Source organism: Pseudolysinimonas sp., assembly GCF_051954455.1.
Classification (GTDB): domain Bacteria; phylum Actinomycetota; class Actinomycetes; order Actinomycetales; family Microbacteriaceae; genus Pseudolysinimonas.
This window is the reverse complement of sequence record NZ_JBQCHS010000020.1, coordinates 42,593-59,571: the sequence shown is the minus strand read 5'-3', so window position 1 is coordinate 59,571 and position 16,979 is coordinate 42,593. Positions and strand designations below refer to the sequence as shown.

Sequence of the window (16,979 nt, the reverse complement as noted above, 5' to 3'; positions counted from 1 at the left end):
GTGCGCGCCGGTAGCCTGGAACCATGCCCTCCACCCCGGTTCGCGCGGCGTACGACGAGCTCGTCGCCCGCGGCCTGAAGCTCGACCTCACCCGCGGCAAGCCCGCGCCCGACCAGCTCGACCTCGCCGCGCCGCTCCTCGCGCGCGACATGTCGCACGACTACCGCGCGGCCGACGGCACCGACACCCGCAACTACGGCGGCGACAACGGGGCGGGGCTTCCGGAGCTGCGCGCCATCTTCGGCGAGCTGCTGCACATCCCGGTGGAGCAGCTGCTCGCCCTCGGCAACGCGAGCCTGCAGGTCATGCACGACACGATCGTCCACGCGCTGCTGCACGGCCTGCCCGGCGTGCTGGCCCCCTGGCACGGCCAGGAGGTCGCCTTCCTCTGCCCGTCGCCCGGCTACGACCGACACTTCGCGGTTACGGAGTCGTTCGGCATCCGGATGATCCCGGTGCCGTTCGACGCCGACGGCCGACTGCCCCTCGATCTCATCGCCGAGCACCTCAAGGACCCAGCCGTCAAGGGCATGTGGTGCGTCCCGATGTTCGCGAATCCGGGCGGCGAGGTCTACGACGAGGAGACCGTGCGGGCGCTCGTCTCGCTGCCCGCGGCCGCCGACGACTTCCGGCTGTTCTGGGACAACGCGTACGCGGTGCACGTCCTCACCGACGAGTTCCCGCCGGTCATCGACGTCCTGGGGCTCGCGGCCGAGGCCGGCAACCCGGACCGCGTGTTCGTGTTCGCGTCGACGTCGAAGATGACTCTCGCCGGCGGCGGGGTCGCGTTCTTCGGCTCGTCGCCGGCGAACGTGACCTGGTTCCGGAAGCACACCTCGGTGCAGACGATCGGCCCCGACAAGGTCAACCAGCTGCGGCACGTGCGGCACTTCGGCGACGCCGACGGCGTGCGCGCGCTGATGCAGCGCCACCGCGCGCTCATCGCGCCGAAGTTCGCAGCGACCGAACGGATCCTGGCGGAGCGGCTGCGCCCGAGCGGCGCCGAACCGGTGGCCCACTGGACGACTCCCGCGGGCGGATACTTCATCGCCCTCACCGGTCCGGCGGGCACCGCGACCCGTGCCGTCGAGCTCGCGAAGGCTGCCGGCATCGCGGTGACGCCCGCCGGCGCCGCCTTCCCGTACGGCGAGGATCCGGACGACGCGGTCATCCGCATCGCGCCGACCTTCCCGTCGCTCGACGACGTGGAGGCGGCGGTCGACGGACTCTGCACCTGCCTGCTGTTCGCGACCGAGGAGCGGGCGGCGGTCTCCGCGTCGTCCCCGTCCTGATCGAAGCCGGTCCCGATCGAGCTAGTCCCGATCGAGCAGGACACGCTCCCCGGTGGGCGCGGCCATCGCTCCGGGGAGCGCGGGGCCGTCGTGAGCCGGGGCGGCATCCACGATCTCGTACCGGCGCAGAACGCCTTGCGCCTCCAGCGCGAGGTCGCGGAGTCGTTCGAGCGACGCCTCCGACGGGGTGCGCGGCCGGGAGCCCTGCAGGCAGAACGACCCGATCACGCGGCCGTCGCTCGCGCGGAGCGGGTAGCCGGCGTAGAAGTTGATGAACGAGACGTCGGTGAGCGGGTTGTCCGCGAAGCGCGGATCCTTCCCGGTGTCCGGGATGACGGTGACCTCGCCGCTCTCGACGGTGTACCGGCAGAACGACAGGTCGAGCGGCACGGACGCGGGCAGGACGTCCGTATTGGTGCCGTGGTACAGCCGGTCGCCGTCGACCAGCGACACCACCGCGAGCTCGACGCCGAATTGCCGCTGGGCGTGCTCGGTGAGGCGGCGCAGCTCCGGTTCGCCGCCGTCCCGCGCGGCGGCGACGATCGCCGGGGTGCCGGACCAGTCCGGAACGCGCGGAGCCCGAGCGGGTCGGGGCCGGGCCTTCGGGCGCGCCTCGAGGAGGAGCGGGGCGATCCGGTCGGCGATCCGCTCGGCGAAGTCGCGATAGACCGTCTCCGGGGAGCGCATGGTCGTACGGTCGTCCGAGGCGGGGAGGTCGATGTACCGGATGTGACGACGTGCGGCGATCTGCCGGGTCGCGGTGTTGAGCCGAGCGCGGTGGCTCTCGCTCACGTGCGCGCTGAACGATCCGTAGGCGCTGAAGGACGAGAGCGGCGGGATCCCGGCGATCGCCAGGGCCGCCTCGGGGCGCATGCGCGCGGCGACGCCGTCGAGCAGATCGGAGAGCTCGCGCCGCCAGACGGCGACCGGGGTGAGCCGGAGGGCGTCGTTGACCCCGACGACGAGGACGACCGCCTCCTCCTCGCCGAGGTCGCGGTCCCCGATCCACGCCATCGCCGAGCGGACGTTCATGGCCTCGGCGCCGATGAGGTCGATGTCGCAGGGTCGGCCGGTCTGCCCGGCCACGGCGTCGGCGAGGCGGCCGACGAGCCCGAGCTGGTGGCTCAGGACGCCCCAGCCGTGGCTCGGACCGTTGCCGACGACGAGAACGCGGTCGGCGCGCGGGTCGCCGGAGCGGATCGCCGGCACGTCGACGGGCTGCGGACGCGTGCGGAGTCGCAGCAGGCGGAAGGCGTACCAGGCGCGCAGCACGAATCGCACGGGGCGCGATTCGGTCAGGGGCACGGCGGAGTCCTCAGGTCGTCCTGATCCGTGTCGTCGGGGTGGGCGGTGACTCCACCGGTTGTCCCCCGAAGGGAGGACCAGCGTGACCTCAGAGTACGGGGCGGCCGGGGCCACTCTCTACCCCCCGAGCGCGGCTCAGGTTCGTCGGTCCCTCGGTGCCGCCTCCGGTCACGTCCCGTTGACCCCGCCGGGGCGCGCCAGGGTGCGGAGCCAGTGCCGATGCGCCCAGTACGCCGCCGCCTTCAAGGTACGGAAATACCCGATCAGCTGCCGATCCTCACTCCTCTCCGCCCAGGTCACCGAGCGGTATCCCTGCTCGCCGCCCACGCGGAGCAGGCGGACGATCGCATAGGGCCGCCCGTACTGCGTCGTGAGCCACCATTCGCCCGGGCGCTGCTCGTCGAGCGCGAGGATCGGATGCCAGTCGCGGTTGTACCCCGATCGCGCCCGATCGGCGGCGTCGAGACCGTCCTGGGGGTCGCCGTTCACCGCCATCGCGCACCTACTGGAAGTCCCGCGATCGGTGCTGCACGTTCACCCTCAGCGGCTCGAACCGGTCGGCGAGCAGATTGGTGACCCCCTCGCTGCTGCGCTCGAGGACACCGCGCACGACGAGCGCGGGGGAGTCGCGCACGGTGCGGCGGTAGCGGCCCCACACCCCCTGCGAGCAGATGATGTTCATCAGGCCGTGCTCGTCCTCGAGGTTGAGGAAGGTGATGCCGGAGGCGGTCGCCGGTCGCTGCCGGTGCGTCACGAGCCCCGCGACCTCGATGCGACGCCCCGGCTCCGCGGTGCGGATGGCGAGGCTCGAGAGGGCTCCGCGCTCGTCGAGAGCCGAACGGAAGTGCGCGAGCGGGTGGTCGTCGGGGGAGATCCCGGTCGCCCAGAGGTCGGCGGCCATCGTCTCGAACGCCGTCTGGTCCTCGAACAGCGGCGGCTGGACGGCGACGACCGAGTCGGCGAGGAACTCCTCGCGGTCCTGCGCGGCCGCACCCGCCCGCCAGAGCGCCTCGCGCCGGGTGAGGCCGAGGTCGTCGAACGCGCCGGCGGTGGCGAGGGCCTCGAGCTGGGCGGTGACGAGGCCGGTGCGCCGGACGAGGTCCTCCATCGAGCGGAAGGGGCCGTGCTCGTCGCGCTCGGCGACGATCCGGGTCGCGACCTTCTCGCCGATCCGGGTGACGTCGGCGAGCCCGAGTCGCACGGCGACGTCGCCGTCGCGGCGGTGGGCGGCGTCCTCGATCGGGGCGCGGGGGTCGTACTCGGGGACCGGGGGCTGGTGGAGGGTGCGGCAGGAGTCCATTCCCGTGGGTGATCTCGAGACGCCGGCTCCGCCGGCTCCTCGACCCGCCGCCGCATCCAGCGATTCGACGCCCGCATGCACCCCCGAGCACTGGATGTCCGGGCGGCGCACCTCGACCCCGTGCCGTCGCGCGTCGGCGGTCAGGGTGGCGGGGGAGTAGAACCCCATCGGCTGCGCCCGCAGCAGCCCCGCGAGGAACACGGCCGGGTAGTGCAGCTTGATCCACGAGCTCGCGTAGACGAGGAGCCCGAAGCTCAGCGCGTGGCTCTCGGCGAAGCCGAAGTTGGCGAAGGCCTGGATCTTCTCGTAGATCGCGTCGGCCGCGTCGCCGACCAGGCCGTTCTCCGCCATGCCGGCGTAGAGCTTCTCCTTGATCCGGCCGATCTTCTCGAGCCCGCGCTTGGATCCCATGGCACGTCGCAGCACGTCGGCGTCCTCGCCCGTGCACTCGCCGACGGCCATCGCCATCTGCATGAGCTGCTCCTGGAACACCGGCACCCCGAGCGTGCGCTCGAGCACCGGGATGAGCTTCGGGTGCGCGTAGGTCACGTCCTCCTGCCCGAGCTTGCGGCGGACGAACGGGTGCACGGCGCCGCCCTGGATGGGGCCGGGGCGCACGAGTGCGATCTGCACGACGAGGTCGTAGAACCGGCGCGGCTGGAGGCGGGGGAGCAGGCCCATCTGGGCCCGCGACTCCACCTGGAAGACGCCGATGGAGTCGGCGCGGCACAGCATGTCGTAGACCGCCGCCTCCTCCTTGGGGAGGGTGGACAGCTCCCACCGCTCGCCGGTCGCCTCGCGGATGAGGTCGAAGCAGTACTGCAGCGCGGCGAGCATGCCGAGGCCGAGCAGGTCGAACTTGACGAGGCCCATGTAGGCGGCGTCGTCCTTGTCCCACTGGATGACCGTGCGGTCGTCCATGCGCGCGCGCTCGATCGGCACGACCTCGCCGACCGGGCGCTCGGTGAGCACCATTCCGCCGGAGTGGATGCCGAGGTGCCGCGGGGCGCCGAGCAGCTCGGCCGCCAGCGCGGTGACGGCCGGCGGGATGTCGTTCTCGATCGACGACAGCTCCGCGCCCCAGCGCTCCACCTGCTTCGACCAGGCGTCCTGCTGGCCGGGGCTGTGCCCGAGCGCCTTCGCCATGTCGCGCACCGCGTTCTTCGGCCGGTACTGGATGACGTTCGCCACCTGGGCGGCCCGCTCCCGCCCGTAGCGGTGGAAGGTCCACTGGATGATCTCCTCGCGCCGGTCGGAGTCGAAGTCGACGTCGATGTCGGGCTCCTCCTCGCGCATCGAGGAGATGAACCGCTCGAAGGGCAGCTGGTAGTAGATCGAGTCGACCGCGGTGATGTTCAGCAGGTAGCAGACGGCGGAGTTCGCCGCCGATCCGCGCCCCTGGCAGAGGATGCCGAGCCGCCGCGCCTCCGTCACGATGTCGTGGACGATGAGGAAGTAGCCCGCGAAGTCCTTCTGATCGATGACTGCGAGCTCGTTCTCGATCCGCGCCCGGTCCTTCTCGTCGAGATCGGGGTACTTCACGGGCACGGCCGCCCAGACGAGCTCGCGCAGGTAGGACATCGGGGTGTGTCCCTCCGGCACCTCCTGCTTCGGGAGGGCGGGCTTCGCCAGCTTGAGGGGGAAGGCGAGCTGGTCGGCGAGCTCGACCGACCGCTCCACCGCGCCGGGATAGCGGGCGAACCGCTCGCGCATCTCCCGTCCGCTGCGGAGGTGCGCGGCCCCGGCGCCCGGCAGCCAGCCGTCGAGCTCGTCGAGGCTGCGACGGGCGCGCACCGCCGCCATCGCGGTGGCGAGCCGGCGCCGGTCGGGGGATGCGTAGTGCACGTTGCCGGTCGCCACGATCGGCAGGCCGCGCTCGGCGGCGAGGGCCGCGAGCGCGTCGTTGCGGTCGGAGTCGAGCGGCTCGCCGTGGTCGAACAGCTCGACGACGACGTTGTCGCGGCCGAACAGCTCGACCAGCCGATCGAGCTCCGCGCCCGCGTCGCGACCGTCCTCCAGCGCCCGGCGGACGGCGCCCTTGCGGCACCCGGTCAGGATCAGCCAGTGTCCGCCCGCACGGTCGGCGAGCTCGGGTAGCCGGTACTCCGGGCGCCCCTTCTCGTCGCCGCTTAGCTGCGCCGCCGTGATCGCGCCCGAGAGCCGGTGGTAGCCCTCCTCCTGCCGGGCGAGCACGAGCAGATGCTCGCCCTCCGGATCCGCCTCGCCGTTCTGCGGGCGGGTCAGGCCCAGCGAGAGCTCCGCCCCGAACACGGTCTTCACCTCGGCCTGCTCGGCGGCCTCGGCGAACCGGGAGAGCCCGTAGAAGCCGTCGTGATCGGTGAGGGCGAGCGCGTGCAGCCCGAGCCGCTCCGCCTCCTCCAGCAGCTCCTCGGGCGCGGACGCACCGTCGAGGAAGCTGTAGTGCGAGTGCGCGTGCAGCTCGGCGTAGGGCAACGCCGCCGCGTCGCGCACGACGTCGTCGGGCCGCTGGTACGGACCCCGCCGCAGCGACCAGGCCGGACTGTCGCCGCCGTCGACCGCCACCGGCATCTCCCGCGGTCGACGCCGGTCGCTCAGCTTGCGTTCGAGCTCCGACCACGGGATCGGCGGATTGCCGAACCCCCGCGTGCGCTCCATCTCACGCACCCCGCTCAGTCATAGCGCCCCTCGGCCCACCAACCGCCCTCGTCGAGAACGAGCAGCCACGCGACGCCCTCGGTGTCGACGGCCTGGAACCGGTCGACCCGTCGCGCCGTCTCCAGATCCCACCAGCGCTCGTCGAGCGGCCACGGCCCGGCCCAGGCGGTGAGGTCGCGGCGCGCGCCGGTGGGCGAGACCATGACGGCGGGCGGCCCGCTGAGCCGCCCGCGCGCGTCGACGGTCACGGGAGCGCCCCGCGGATCCTCGACGACGATGCCGCGGGGGAGCTCGTACACGGTCGCCGGGGCCGGCGCCGGGAGCGCCCCGGGCCACGGCTTCGCCGGGTCGCGAGCGACCAGCGGCCGGTCGCCCCACGGCACGAGCGTCTGGCGTTCCGCCGGGCTCCGCCCGCCGGACGGCGCCGCGGTGAGCACGCCCTCGTGCCCGACCATGCCCTGCACCCGGGAGAGCGCCGAGTGCACGCCCTCGTCCGGCCCGGTGCCCCAGAGCCCGCGCTCGTGCGCCCCGGCCGGGTCGACGGCGTCGGGCGTGAGACGGACCCGGGTGACCGGCGAGCGCAGCTCGCCCTCCGTCGGCCGCGCCGAGCGCCGCGGATCGAGAGCCCCGGCGACCTGCCAGCGCACCCGATCGACGATCTCCGCCGGCGAGAACGATCGCGGATGCAGCCACACGCGCTCGCTCGCCTCGCCCCGGTCGCCCAGCACCTCGACCCGCAGCGCCGTGCACACGAGCTTCTGCGCGAGCAGCGCCGCCACGAACTCGTCGGCCGGCTGTCGTACCCCGAACGCGATCTGGTCGACCCGGTCGAGCGGGGGCTCGAAGTCGACGATCGCGTCGACGTCCTTCGGAGGGATCCGCGGCGTGGCCGGGCGCGCATCCCGCCCGCCGGCGAGCGCGTGCAGTCGCGCGCCCGCCGGACCGAAACGCGCGAGGACGTCGTCCGCGCCGAGGGCGGCGAAGGCTCCGAGGGTGCGGATGCCGAGCCGGGGCAGCAACGACACCAGCTCGGGGTCGTCGAGCAGCGTCACCGGCAGCGGCGCGAGGTACCGCGGCGACGACCCCGGCTCCACGAGCAGCACCGACAGGTTGTCGCCGTCCTTCGCGGCCCGCTCGGCGGCGAACAGCCCGTCGGCGACGCCGACCCGCGCCCCGCCCGCGCCGAGGTCGCGCGCGATGCCGAGCACGTGCATCCCGGCCGCCCGCTCTCCGCCGTAGTAGCGCGCCGGACCGCGCGCACGCACCGCGACGGTGCCGGGCCGCAGCGGATGCAGTCCGGGCAGCGACTGCTCGAGGGCCGCGAGCAGCGGCTCGAACGCACGGGCGTCGAGCGCCGCGTCGTAGCGGAGGACGTGCAGCTGCGGCGAGCGCGCCTGGGCCTCGCGCACCCGCATGCCGCGCCGCACGCCCTCCTCGCGCGCGCGGGCCGAGCAGGCGACCACCTCGTTCTTCTCGACCAGCGCGATCGCGGCGGCCGACGGGATCCGCTCCGCCCGCGCGTGCGCGAGGACCGGCCAGTCGGGGACCCAGAGCACGAGGAGCCGGGGAAGCGATCGCATGCTCCCATGTTCGAACGTATGTTCGAATGCGTCAACCCGGAGCGGCGCGTCGGGGGAGGGATCCCGAACTAGCATGGCTGGGGATGAGACGCCGCACCGCCCGTACGCTGACCCTCGTCCTCGGGATCGTCCTCGCGATCTGCGGGCTCGGCTACATCGGAGCCCAGTTCATCCAGGGTGTCGCCCCCGACGGCGTCAAGGTCGGATTCGGCGTCGTCATGACCGTCGTCGCCGCGATCGTCATCGTCGCGTCCGCGCGCGGGATCCGCCGAGCGGGCTGACACGCCGCGCCCGTCGCGCCGAAACAACGGTGAAACGTCCCGCGACGCTACGGTGACGCCATGAGCGCGCCCGCCCCCAGCCGCCCCGCCGCGGCCCGCCCCACCTCGATCGAGGCCGGCGGGATCGAATCGATCCCCGTCGACCGGCGCCACGGCTCGCCGTGGCAGCTGCTCGCCACCTGGTCCGCCCCGAACCTCGAGTTCGCGACGGTCTTCGTCGGCTTCATCGGCGTCGCCTTCTTCGGCCTCGGCTTCTGGCAGGCGATCGCGGCGATCGTCCTCGGCAACGCGCTCGGCGCGGCGACGCAGGGGATCCTCTCCACCTGGGGCCCGAGGGAGGGCCTCGCCCAGCTCGTCCTGAGCCGCACGGCCTTCGGCCTGCGCGGCAACATCCTCCCCGCGGCGATCAACACCATCATGGCGGGGCTCGGCTGGTTCGCCGTGAACTCGGTCTCCGGCGCGTTCGCCCTCGCGACGCTGACCGGCATGCCGGTCTGGATCGCGCTCGTCATCATCGTCATCCTCGAGGTGCTGCTGGCCTTCGTCGGCCACGACCTCGTGCAGGTCTTCGAGCGCTACGCGAGCATCGCCCTCGGCATCATCTTCATCATCGCCACCGTCGCGATCTTCGCGAACCCGCAGGTCGGCAGCGGCATCGGCCACGCGGCCTTCACGTTCAGCGGGTTCACGCTCACCGCCGCCGCCGCGTTCGGCTACGCCGCCGGCTGGAATCCTTACGCCTCCGACTACACGCGCTACCTCCCGAAGGACGTCAGCCGCGCGAAGACCGGGTGGGCGGCGGGCCTCGGCAACTTCGTGTCCTGCACCGTCCTCATGGCGGCCGGCGCGGCCTCGGCGCTCATCGTCGCGCCGAAGAACGCGAGCCCGACCGACGCCTTCGTGCACGGGATGCCGGGCTGGGTCTCGGCGCTGACCCTCGTGGCGATCGCCGTGGGCGCGATCGCGGCGAACGCCCTCAACATCTACTCCGGGTCGATGTCGTTCCTCGCGGCCGGGATCCGGATCCCGTTCGCGCTCCGCCGGGCGATCATCGCGATCGGCTTCGGCATCCTCGGATTCGTGATCGCGCTGATCTCGATCCTCACGAACGTGACCGAGAACTACGAGAACTTCCTCCTCGTCATCGCGTACTGGATCGCCCCGTGGCTCGGCGTCGTGCTCGTCGACCGGCTGCTGCGCCGCGGGACCGCGATCGCCGAGTTCATCCCTGACAAGGCCAAGTACCGGAACCCGGCCGGCATCCTCGCGTTCGTCATCGCGGCGGTCGTCTCCATCGTCCTGTTCTCGAACCAGACCCTGTTCACGGGCGTCATCGCGAAGGCCGCCCCGATCGGCGACCTCACGCCGCTCGTCGGCTTCGTGCTCGCCGGGCTCCTGTACCTGGTGTTCTTCCGGGTGTTCACGCCGAAGGTCGGCGGCCCCGTCGACCAGGAGCCGGACGTCGTGGTCGGCGTCGACGCGGCGGACGACGTCGCGTGAGCGAGCTGCCGGTGATCGGCCGGGTCTACGCGACCGACGCCGAGAAGCTCGAGGTCGCGCGCCACGAGGCGATGGCGGGGCTCGAGGAGGGCGGCATCCCGATCGGCGCCGCGCTCTTCGACCACGAGGACCGGCTGCTCGGATCGGGTCGCAATCAGCGCGTGCAGGGCGGCAACCCCGCGCTGCACGGCGAGACCTCGGCCTTCCTCAACGCCGGACGCCAGCGCTCGTACCGCCGCACCACGATGGTCACGACCCTGTCGCCGTGCTGGTATTGCTCAGGCCTCGTGCGCCAGTTCAACATCGGTCGGGTCGTCATCGGCGAGAACACGACGTTCTTCGGCGGGGAGGACTGGCTGCGCGAGAACGGCGTCGCGGTGGACGTCGTCCAGGATCCCGAGCTCATCCGGATCATGACCGACTTCATCGAGAACAACCCCGAGCTCTGGAACGAGGACATCGGGGAGGAGTGACGCTCGTCGGCGGTCGCCTCTAGCGTGACGGCATGCTGAAGATCGCGTCCGTGGTGTGGGGCGTCACCGACGTGGAGCGCGCCCGCGCGTTCTGGGAGCCCGCGCTCGGATACCGCCCGCGCGACGAGGACCACGACGAGACCTGGGTCGTGCTCGAGCCGGAGTCGGGCGAGGGTCCGCAGTTCGCGCTCGACCTCGTCGCCTCCGACCGACCGCGCCGGCACCACGTCGACCTGTACGCCGACGACGTGCGGAGCGAGGTCGACCGGCTGGTGGCCCTGGGCGCGACCCGCGACGAGCACTGGCGCTATCCCGACGACCCCGACTACGTCGTGCTGCGCGATCCCGACGGCAACCCGTTCTGTGTGTGCGAGCGGCCCGCTGCCTTCGTCGGCTGAGGGCGCGCGCCTGCCCCATCTCCCGTGAACGCGCGAGACGCCCGGCGGTCAGCCGACGGCGCGGAGGGTGCGGTCGGCGGCGCCCTCGGGGCGCGCCTCGACGGGCTCGATGCCGGTGCCGCCCGGGGCCGGCAGCCACAGCCGCCGCGACTTCTCCCGCCCGGACCACGCGGCTGCGGTGGATCGGACGGTCGCCTGGCGGCCGACGAGGTGTCCGAATCCGGCCCCGATGCCCGCCCACGCGGACTCCGTGACGGCGAGGCGCGCATCCGCCCGCGGCCAGTCGCCGAGGCTCACCAGCACGGCCTCCCGCTGCCGCAGCCGCGACGCGAGCTTGCCGGCCGCCGCCTCGCCGATCCGCGGGACCCCCGCGGCGGGCGCGGGCGGCCTCACGAGCACGATCGAGACGACGTCGACCAGGGCCGCCACGACGGCGAGCCACTGGTCGCCGGGGTGCGGCACCAGCACGAGCCGGTCGAGATCGACGCCGAGCCCCGCCGCCGCCTCGGTGCCGAGGTCGGGCATGCCGACGACCGCGCACCACGCACCCGCCGCACTCGGGCCCTGCAGCAGCGCGAGGGCGAGGGTGGTGGAGCCGGCGACCGCGTACGCGCTGCCCGCGCTGAGCGCGCCGCCGGGCAGCAGGTCGCCGAGCGCGGGATGCGTGGGCAGCGCCCGGGTGTCGATCCGGTTGCGCTGCATGCCCCGGATCCGCGCCTGCAGCTCACGGACGATCTCCTCCTGACTGCGGGGCCCCGGGGGGCCTCCGCCGTCGCCGCCCACCTCCGGGAGCTCGAAGGTGACGGCCGCCGCTGTCGCCGTCATCGCACCATCTTCGAACATGTGTTCGATGGTGTCAAAAGGCACCGACAGCGCCCCTCGATCCTCGGCGCGCTATCCCACGTCGAGGAGGCGCACGGAGACGCTGACCGTGTCGCCCTCGTCGACGCCCTCCTTCTCGTACACGCGCCGCTTGACCGGCATCGTGTACCGTCCGTCGCCGCCGGGGAAGATCGAGGTCTGCCAGGTGCTCGCGCCGAGCGTCACGTCGACGCGGAGCGACTCGAAGCCGCGCGGGGGAGCGGGCAGCTCGGCGATCTCCTGCGAGGCGTCCTCCGGCAGGGAGACGAACAGCCACTTCTCCCGGCGTGATGCCCAGCGGTAGAGCTCGGCCTCGAACGCGTACGACGCGGTCATGGCCTCAGCGTAGGCGTCAGCGCAGGTCGCGGAGCCGGGCCGTGACACCGCGATCGCGGCCGGTGCGCCGCTCCCAGGTGACCGCGATGACGAGCAGCACGGCGCCCGCGCTGGCGAGGGTGATCCACCACGGCGTCGCGGCGATGCCGCGGCCCAGCTGCACGGCGAAGACCAGGACGTTCTCGATCGGCAGCACCGCGATGCCGAGCACGAAGGGCGCGCCGAGCTTGAACAACGAGCCCACGAGGATCGCGATGAGCGCGAGCGCGATGACGAGGATCGCGCGCCACGTCTGCGGGTCCGTGCCGGTCGAGAGCACGGAGGGCAGCAGCACGACGACGATTCCCGGAGCGAGAAGCGCCCACGAACCGGTGAAGCCGATCGGCCACGACGTCGGACCGGGGCGGACATCCGGGCGGGCCTCCGAGCGTCCGTCCGCGGCGACCGACCGCATGGCGATGACGCCCGCGACGAGCAGGGCGACGCCGAGCGGAATCCCGTAGACCTCCACGCGCAGCTCGCGCGCGCTCCAGCCGACCACGGCCACGATCCACGCGGCGAGCCAGGCGACCCAGACCGGCGGGAGGAGGGTCGGCCCCCGGCGCGCGCGGTCCGCGATGAGCACCACCCCGGCGAGCAGCACGACGAGGAGGCCGACGAAGGTCCAGATGGGCGTCCAGGCATCCCGGATCGCCGCGTCCGGGCCGATCGCGAGGAAGGCGAGCGCGGGCACGAGCACCCAGCGCGACAGGGGAGCGCCGAGCGCGAAGCTCGCCCCACCGCTCGCGACGAGTCGCCGCCCGGCTCCGGCGGCGATCAGTGCCGCGACGAGCGCGATGCCCAGGCACGGCAGCACGAGCGCGCTCGAGACGAGGCCGAGGGGATCGGCGCCCGCCCCCCAGCGCAGCGCCTGGATCGGCCCCGCGGCGGCGGCGCCGATCGAGACCAGCAGGACCGGCCGGTGCAGCCGGGCGAGGCCGCCGACGCGATCGATGCGTCCGGCGGCCGCCCACGACAGGGCGAGCAGCACGAGCGCCCCGAGCAGGAGGCCGACGGTGCGCCACGGGATGCCCGTCGCGGGGTCGGCGACGCCGGTCCCCGTGACGGCGAGCAGCACGAGCGAGGGGAGCGCCGCGCCGACGAGTCCGGTGACCACGAGGGGGAGCCCGGCACCGCCGCGCGCCGACAGCACGACGCCGACGACGGCGATCGCGAGGGCGGGCGGCAGGACGTACGGCTCGACCACCTGCACGTCCGAGAGCCGCAACGCGCACCAGAGCGCGCCGCTCCAGCAGACGCCGGCGACCCACCACCCGGCGCGTCGCCCGGCGAACACGGCCGCCGCCGCAGCGCCCGCGCCGAGGATGAGGAGCACCACGAGCGTCGTCGGAAGCCCGGCTGCGGCGCGGACCAGCGCCAACAGCACGGCGATCGCGCCCGTGAGGAGCGCCGATCCCTCGATCGCCAGCCGCGCCGCGGTGGCCTCGCGGTCGGGGAGCCCCCGCCGGACGAGTCCCGTGCCGATGGCACCGCCGGCGCTCAGCGCTCCCGCCACGATCACCGCGATGATCGGCAGCGTGACGGGCGCGCCGCTCGTGACGAGCAGCTGCGCGCCGAGGCAGACGACCACGACCGCGAGGGCTGGCACGAGCAGAGCCGCGGCGAGCGTGCGGACGACGAGCGTGAGCCCGGCGCGTCGGGTGACGAGCAGCGTCAGAGCGAGCAGGAGGATCAGGCCCGTCGAGAGCGCGGTCCAACCGCTGCGCTCGACGAGCACCGATGCGACCCCGATCAGGAACGGCAGGGCGGTGACGGCGAGCGCGGCGTACCAGAGGGGAGCCCGCAGCCGGGTGACGAGGGTCGCCGCGATGCCGCCCAGCGCCGCGGCGGAGGCGGTGAGGGCGATCACCGGGATCGGCTCCACACCGGCCCGGGCGAGCCCCGTCGCCAGCACGATGAGCGCGTAGCCGTAGCCCGCCCCGAGCGAGAACGGCCGGACGGCCGCGGGCACGACGAGCGACAGCGGGACGAGCGCCGCCACCGCCGCGGCACCGACCGGCACGGTGAACGGATCGCGCTGCCACGACACGGCGACCGCCAGCACGACGAGCAGGTGACCGCCCAGGACGAGCGGCAGCCGGATCGCGGCCGCGGCCGACCGGAGGGCGGGCAGGAGCCGCACCGCCAGTCCGAGGGCGGCGGCCACGACCACGGCGACCACCGCGACGGTCGTGCGCGACCATCCCGGCCACAGGGCCAGTCCGACGAGGGCGAGCACGGCGAGCCACAGCCCGGTCACCCGTCCCGCGCGGCGAGGCGTCGTGCCGCCGCCGCGACGGCCGGCGATCGATCCCGCCCCGGCCGCGGCGAGCGCCGCACCGACCAGTCCGCCGACGGAGGCGAGCGCCGGCACCGGCGGCAGCGCGAGACCCGTGCTCGCGAGCTGCGCGATGCCGGTCAGGACGGCCGGCATGACGAGCACACCCGCCGTCGTCAGGCCGCCGATCAGGAGCACCGGGCGGCTCACGCCGCGCGGCGTCGGCGTCGCGACGAGCAGGAGCACGACGACGGCCCCGGCGAGGGCCAGGAAGGCGATCGGCCGAACCGTCGGATCCGCACCCGCCGGGAGCGGCACGAGGGCGACCTGCGCCACGGCGAGTGCGGCCCACACCCCGGCCAGGACGCTCCACGGCGTCGCGAACCGCACCCGCGCGTGCAGGACGGCGGCGGCCGCGAGCGCCACCAGCGCGGCGCCGGTCAGCGCGAGCCGGACCAGGGTCCCGTCGGTTCGGCCGGCCAGGATGAGGAAGGCATCCGGCGCGGGGATGAGCGGGAGCGTGACCGTCGTCTCAGCGGCGGCGAGGAGCGCGAGCACGGTTGCGGTGAGGTGATCGGCCCGGAGCGGCGACGCGAACCGCGCCTCGAGGCGCCGGAGCAGGAGGTGCGCGCCCCAGGCCGCGACGACCACGCCGACGTGCCCGGCATGAAACGCCCACGGCGTGACGGGCGCGACCGCGTAGCCGAACATCGCGGGCACGACCACCGCGCCCGCCAGTCCGCTCCAGAGCCAGACCCGGAGCCGGACGCGCACCGCCGCCGCGAGCATGACGGCGGAGGCGAGCAGGGTTCCCACCGCTGCCGGCACCCAGCCGCTCAGGTCGAGCGGGGTCCGCTGGACCGCGGCCCAGACGTCGAGGACGACGAGCACCATCCCGAGGGCGCCCACCGCCTCCGCCGAGAGACGCAGGCCGCGGTGCTGCAGCAGCCACGCGACTCCGAGGAACACGACGGTCAGCACGCCGATCACGACGGACCGCGCGGTCTGATCGACATCGGGATTCACGAAGGTGAAGACGATGGCCGCGATGGCGACGAGCGCGGCACCCACGACCGCGAGCACCGACGAGACGCTCACCTGCGACCGCGGACGCGCGGGCGCCGTCGCTCCGGACGCGGGCGTGGCTGCGGCGACGGGCGTGCCGCTCGGCGACGCCGCGCGCGGAACCGGCGCCCCCGTCGGCAGCAGGTCGATGAGCCGCTGCCGCTCGCGCAGCGCGGTCGCGGCGCGGATCGACGCCTCGCGCACCGCGACCGCCTCCGGCCCGTCGAGCCGTGCGCCGCACCGCGGGCAGAGCGGCCCCGGGCCGAGCGCGGTGTCGCAGCGGGGGCAGACCGTCGTACTGGCGACGAAGTCGGCGGCTCGTGAGCTCCATCCGGCGGGCATGGCCGGAGCGTATCCGTCGCGGCCGCGGAAGCTGGGAGATCCTCCCGATGTGTGAACAACGGCGAAACGGAGTGCGATGTGAACGGAGGCTGCCTCCGGAAGAGGCGTACGGTGATCCCATGCGCTTCGGATTCCACTTCATGGACTTCAACATCCCCGGCGAGCCGCAGGCGATCGCCCCCGTCCTCCGCGACACCGCCGTCGCCGCGGAGGAGGTCGGCGGCTCCTGGTTCACGGTGATGGACCACTACTTCCAGATGGAGCGGTTCCGCACCGCCCTCGACCCGATGCTCGAGGGCTACACGACCCTCGGGTTCGTCGCGGGCGTCACGAGCCGCATCAAGCTCGGCACCGTCGTCACCGGCGTCACCTACCGCCACCCCGGGCTCCTCGCCAAGATCGCCACGACGCTCGACGTGCTGAGCGAGGGGCGCGCCTTCCTCGGCATCGGCGCCGCCTGGTACGAGCGGGAGCACCTCGCGCTCGGCGTCCCGTTCCCGGAGCTCAAGGTGCGTTTCGAGATGCTCGAGGAGGCCGTCCGGATCGCCCTGCAGATGTGGAGCGACGACGACGGCCCGTACGAGGGCACCCATTACCGGCTCGCGGAGACCATCAACCGCCCGGCCCCGATCCAGACCCCGCACCCGCCGATCGTGATCGGGGGAGCCGGGGAGCGGAAGACCCTGCGGATGGTCGCCCAGTACGCGCAGGGCTGCAACCTCATCGCCGCGGTCGACGAGGTCGAGCACAAGCTGCAGGTGCTGCGCGAGCACTGCGACCGCGTCGGCACCGACTACGACGCGATCGAGAAGACGACCCAGGGCGGTGCGACCGATCCGGTGGCCGACCCCGACGCCTTCCTGCGGGATGCCGAGAGGCTCGCCGCGCTCGGGATCGAGCACGTGCACTTCCGCGCCGTCACCCCCGACCCGGCCGGTTGGGTGCGGCAGTTCGGCGACACCGTCGCGGAGCGCCTCACGGCGATCGAACCCGCGAAGCCGTAGCCCCCGCGGCTTGTCGCATCTGTGGCCGGAAAGGCGGCGTCGTCACGACCGGCGACTGCGCGTTTCCGGCCACAACCGCGAACGGGAAGGGGCGGCCGAGGCGGAGTCGCGCCGACACGACGACGGCCCCGGAGCACAGGACTCCGGGGCCGTCGATCTCGCGTGCGCGAGGGGGGACTTGAACCCCCACGCCCTATACGGGCACTAGCACCTCAAGCTAGCGCGTCTGCCATTTCCGCCACCCGCGCGAGTGGCCGCCTTGTGGACGGCCGAGTGTCGAGATTAGCA

General features: G+C 73.5%; 13 protein-coding genes and 1 tRNA gene. 6 read left to right on the top strand and 8 right to left on the bottom strand.

Going from position 1 to position 16,979, the window contains the following annotated elements; translation table 11 throughout:
• Positions 1-23: 23 nt before the first annotated feature.
• On the top strand, positions 24-1,292 hold the full coding sequence (locus ACTHM3_RS09455; protein ID WP_440405840.1) for an aminotransferase class I/II-fold pyridoxal phosphate-dependent enzyme: 1,269 nt from the start codon (positions 24-26) through the stop codon (positions 1,290-1,292).
• 21 nt (positions 1,293-1,313) lie between these two features.
• On the opposite strand, the gene ACTHM3_RS09450 is transcribed toward ACTHM3_RS09455, so the two are convergent.
• The 4 genes from ACTHM3_RS09450 to ACTHM3_RS09435 form a co-directional block, all read right to left on the bottom strand.
• Complete coding sequence (locus tag ACTHM3_RS09450; protein ID WP_440405839.1) at positions 1,314-2,597, bottom strand: GAF domain-containing protein; 1,284 nt, start codon at positions 2,595-2,597, stop codon at positions 1,314-1,316.
• A 168-nt stretch (positions 2,598-2,765) separates the two neighbouring features.
• Positions 2,766-3,092, bottom strand: a complete 327-nt coding sequence (locus ACTHM3_RS09445; RefSeq protein ID WP_440405838.1) for a hypothetical protein — start codon at positions 3,090-3,092, stop codon at positions 2,766-2,768.
• 7 nt (positions 3,093-3,099) lie between these two features.
• Positions 3,100-6,534, bottom strand: coding sequence for an error-prone DNA polymerase (locus tag ACTHM3_RS09440; RefSeq protein ID WP_440405837.1), 3,435 nt, complete (start codon positions 6,532-6,534; stop codon positions 3,100-3,102).
• A 14-nt stretch (positions 6,535-6,548) separates the two neighbouring features.
• Complete coding sequence (locus ACTHM3_RS09435) at positions 6,549-8,114, bottom strand: DNA polymerase Y family protein (RefSeq protein ID WP_440405836.1); 1,566 nt, start codon at positions 8,112-8,114, stop codon at positions 6,549-6,551.
• Between the two features lie 83 nt (positions 8,115-8,197).
• Here ACTHM3_RS09435 and ACTHM3_RS09430 point away from each other — a divergent pair, with 83 nt between their 5' ends.
• From ACTHM3_RS09430 to ACTHM3_RS09415, 4 genes are read left to right on the top strand one after another with little or no spacing between them, the layout of a single operon-like run.
• Positions 8,198-8,395: a hypothetical protein gene (locus tag ACTHM3_RS09430; protein WP_440405835.1), complete on the top strand. Its 198-nt coding sequence runs from the start codon at positions 8,198-8,200 to the stop codon at positions 8,393-8,395.
• 60 nt (positions 8,396-8,455) lie between these two features.
• Positions 8,456-9,895 carry a purine-cytosine permease family protein gene (locus ACTHM3_RS09425; protein ID WP_440405834.1) on the top strand — a complete coding sequence of 480 codons (1,440 nt, stop codon included), beginning with the start codon at positions 8,456-8,458 and terminating at the stop codon, positions 9,893-9,895.
• Positions 9,892-10,368 carry a nucleoside deaminase gene (locus ACTHM3_RS09420; RefSeq protein WP_440405833.1) on the top strand — a complete coding sequence of 159 codons (477 nt, stop codon included), beginning with the start codon at positions 9,892-9,894 and terminating at the stop codon, positions 10,366-10,368. Before ACTHM3_RS09425 ends, ACTHM3_RS09420 begins: the two co-directional genes overlap by 4 nt.
• A gap of 32 nt (positions 10,369-10,400) precedes the next feature.
• Entirely contained in the window at positions 10,401-10,766 is a 366-nt protein-coding gene (locus ACTHM3_RS09415) for a VOC family protein (RefSeq protein ID WP_440405832.1), read from the top strand.
• Between the two features lie 48 nt (positions 10,767-10,814).
• On the opposite strand, the gene ACTHM3_RS09410 is transcribed toward ACTHM3_RS09415, so the two are convergent.
• From ACTHM3_RS09410 to ACTHM3_RS09400, 3 genes are all read right to left on the bottom strand, one after another.
• Positions 10,815-11,591 carry a hypothetical protein gene (locus ACTHM3_RS09410; protein WP_440405831.1) on the bottom strand — a complete coding sequence of 259 codons (777 nt, stop codon included), beginning with the start codon at positions 11,589-11,591 and terminating at the stop codon, positions 10,815-10,817.
• Positions 11,592-11,660: 69 nt separating this feature from the next.
• Positions 11,661-11,963, bottom strand: a complete 303-nt coding sequence (locus tag ACTHM3_RS09405; protein WP_440405830.1) for a DUF1905 domain-containing protein — start codon at positions 11,961-11,963, stop codon at positions 11,661-11,663.
• Between the two features lie 16 nt (positions 11,964-11,979).
• Positions 11,980-15,687, bottom strand: coding sequence for an SCO7613 C-terminal domain-containing membrane protein (locus tag ACTHM3_RS09400; protein WP_440405829.1), 3,708 nt, complete (start codon positions 15,685-15,687; stop codon positions 11,980-11,982).
• 119 nt (positions 15,688-15,806) lie between these two features.
• Between ACTHM3_RS09400 and ACTHM3_RS09395 the strand changes: the two genes are divergently transcribed.
• On the top strand, positions 15,807-16,691 hold the full coding sequence (locus tag ACTHM3_RS09395) for an LLM class F420-dependent oxidoreductase (RefSeq protein ID WP_440405828.1): 885 nt from the start codon (positions 15,807-15,809) through the stop codon (positions 16,689-16,691).
• A 163-nt stretch (positions 16,692-16,854) separates the two neighbouring features.
• Here ACTHM3_RS09395 and ACTHM3_RS09390 read toward each other — a convergent pair.
• Positions 16,855-16,939: transfer RNA gene (locus ACTHM3_RS09390), tRNA-Leu, on the bottom strand.
• Between the last annotated feature and the right edge of the window lie 40 nt (positions 16,940-16,979).